The sequence below is a fragment of the Flavobacterium sp. genome, from assembly GCF_024642105.1.
GTDB lineage: Bacteria > Bacteroidota > Bacteroidia > Flavobacteriales > Flavobacteriaceae > Flavobacterium.
The window spans coordinates 1-2,555 of record NZ_JAHEBT010000044.1; the positions used below are offsets into that span (position 1 = coordinate 1).

1 protein-coding gene and 2 pseudogenes are annotated in these 2,555 nt (G+C 37.6%); 2 read left to right on the forward strand and 1 reads right to left on the reverse strand.

From position 1 onward, the window contains the following. A pseudogene (locus Q0L65_RS05420) lies at nt 1-402 on the forward strand (transporter); the annotation flags it as partial. 51 nt (nt 403-453) lie between these two features. Here Q0L65_RS05420 and lysS read toward each other — a convergent pair. Next, a complete protein-coding gene (gene lysS, locus Q0L65_RS05425) occupies nt 454-2,163 on the reverse strand; it encodes a lysine--tRNA ligase (RefSeq protein ID WP_296684274.1) in 1,710 nt (569 codons plus the stop codon). 273 nt (nt 2,164-2,436) lie between these two features. Here lysS and Q0L65_RS05430 point away from each other — a divergent pair. Continuing rightward, nucleotides 2,437-2,555: pseudogene (locus Q0L65_RS05430) on the forward strand (lipoyl(octanoyl) transferase); the annotation flags it as partial.

Genomic DNA, 2,555 nt, shown 5'->3' on the forward strand with positions numbered 1-2,555 from the left:
AGTTGGGATTACCTTTTAGCCACCGAATATATTGTAAGAAGAAAGCAATTAGGTTTGAATACAATGTTGAATTATGTCATTAAAACAGAAAACCAAAAAAATTATCGTTTTGGGAATCAATTGAATTATGCAGCTACTTTTTTCTATCTGTATGAAAAAGATACTTTTTCTTTTGCTCCGCAAATTGGCCTAGCTGGAGAAACTTATGGAAGCAATTACCAACACGGACAAAAGTTAAACAAAACGGCAGGAAACGCTTTGTTTGGAAAAATCGGATTTGAGCTAGGTCGCAATGCGTTTTCATTAGGTGCCAATGCGATGTTACCCATTCAGCAAAATTTAACTGGAGGCAATGTCGAAGCCAATTACCGCTGGAGTGTCAATTTGAATTATTCGTTATAAACCAAAAAGGAGCTTCGATTGAAGCTCCTTTTTTTATCATTGTAGAATTATTTACCCAATCAATTCCATTATTTTACTTTCGCCAGCGACACTCACTTTGATGAGTTTGTGTTGTGATAAACCTTTAGTAGCGGCATCCCATTTTTTTCCGCTCAATTCTGATTTAGCTTTCAATTCGCCTAAATCCATTTGATTATTGTTGGCTTTCAACAAGTCAACAACTAATTTCTCTTCATCAGTCAATTCGATTTGAACCTGTTTTTTTTCTGGACGCATTTGTGGGAAGAACAATACTTCTTGAATAGAAGCATTATTAGTCAAGAACATCATCAAACGATCCATTCCAATTCCTAAACCTGAAGTAGGAGGCATGCCGTATTCTAAAGCACGCAAGAAATCTTCATCAATAACGCCATTGGCTTCATCATCACCTTTTTCAGCCAAACGCATTTGGTCTTCAAAACGTTCTCTTTGGTCAATTGGGTCATTCAATTCAGAATAGGCATTGGCTACTTCTTTTCCGCAAACCATCAATTCAAAACGTTCAGTTAGTTCTGGATTGTCGCGGTGTTGTTTACAAAGCGGACTCATTTCTTTTGGATAATCCGTGATGAAAGTAGGTTGAATGTAATTTCCTTCGCATTTTGCGCCAAAAATTTCGTCAATCAATTTCCCTTTACCCATGGTTTCGTCCACGTCAATTCCCATACCTTTAGCAGCAGCAAACAATTCCGCTTCTGATTTCCCAGAAATATCAAAACCTGTAAAGTGTTTGATAGAATCAGTCATCGTAACACGAGCATAAGGCGCTTTGAAATTGATTTTGTGTTCGCCAAAAGTTACTTCACTTGTTCCGTTAACCCCAATGGCACAATGCTCTAGCAGGTTTTCGGTAAAGTTCATCATCCAGTTGTAGTCTTTGTAGGCTACATATATTTCCATAGCGGTAAATTCTGGGTTGTGAGTTCTGTCCATTCCTTCGTTACGGAAGTTTTTAGAGAACTCATACACCCCTTCAAATCCACCAACAATTAATCTTTTCAAATACAATTCATTGGCAATTCGCATGTACAACGGAATGTCAAGTGAGTTGTGGTGCGTGATAAAAGGACGCGCTGCAGCACCACCAGGAATCGGTTGCAATACAGGTGTTTCTACTTCAAGATATCCTTTGTCGTTAAAAAAAGAACGCATAGCATTGAACAATTTGGTTCTTTTGATAAACGTATCTTTTACATGGTCGTTTACCGTTAAATCCACATAACGACGACGGTATCTTTGTTCAGGATCAGCAAAGGCATCGTGGATTTTTCCATCCGCATCCATTTTTACTACAGGAAGCGGTTTCAAGGCTTTCGCCAAAACCGTTAAACCATATACGTGAACCGAGATTTCGCCTACTTGTGTTTTAAAAACTGTTCCGCGAATCCCAATAAAATCACCAATGTCCAATAGTTTTTTGAAAACCACATTGTACATTGTTTTTTCTTCATCATCCGAAATATCATCTCTCGAAACATATACTTGGATACGTCCTTCAGCATCTTTTAATTCTGCAAAAGAAGCCTTTCCCATGATGCGTTTTCCCATCAATCGGCCGGCTAAAATCACTTCCTTTCCTTCGTATTTTTCAAAGTTAGCAAGGATTTCGCTTGAATAAGCGGTGGTGGTAAATTCGGCTGCTGGATAAGGCTCAATACCTAAATTGCGTAATTCGGTAAGTGCTTCTCTACGTAAAATTTCTTGTTCGGATAATGCCATTAGATTCTGATTTTAAGAGCGCAAAGATAGTTAAATTTGAAAATGTGGCAATTTCAAAATTTGAAAATGATTGTAGTTTTTTTAGGAGCAGGAATTTTCGTTTTTTTATCTCGTTTTGTCCTGCTGTTCGCTCTATCTTTTAAGGCTTGCAGCCTTAAAAGGATGCCGCTTCCATCAGGGCTAGAAAAGACGATTTTGTTTTCAAAACTTTGTACCTTTGTCACTCAAACAAAAAAGGACGAGTACAAATTGCTTCGTTCCTCGCAATGACAAATGAACAAACAAATCCAATTACACGATTTAGGAAACAAAGATTACAAAGCTACTTGGGAATACCAAGAAACCTTGTTCAAAGGTATTGTTGATCTAAAAATCCAAAATAGAAAAGACGA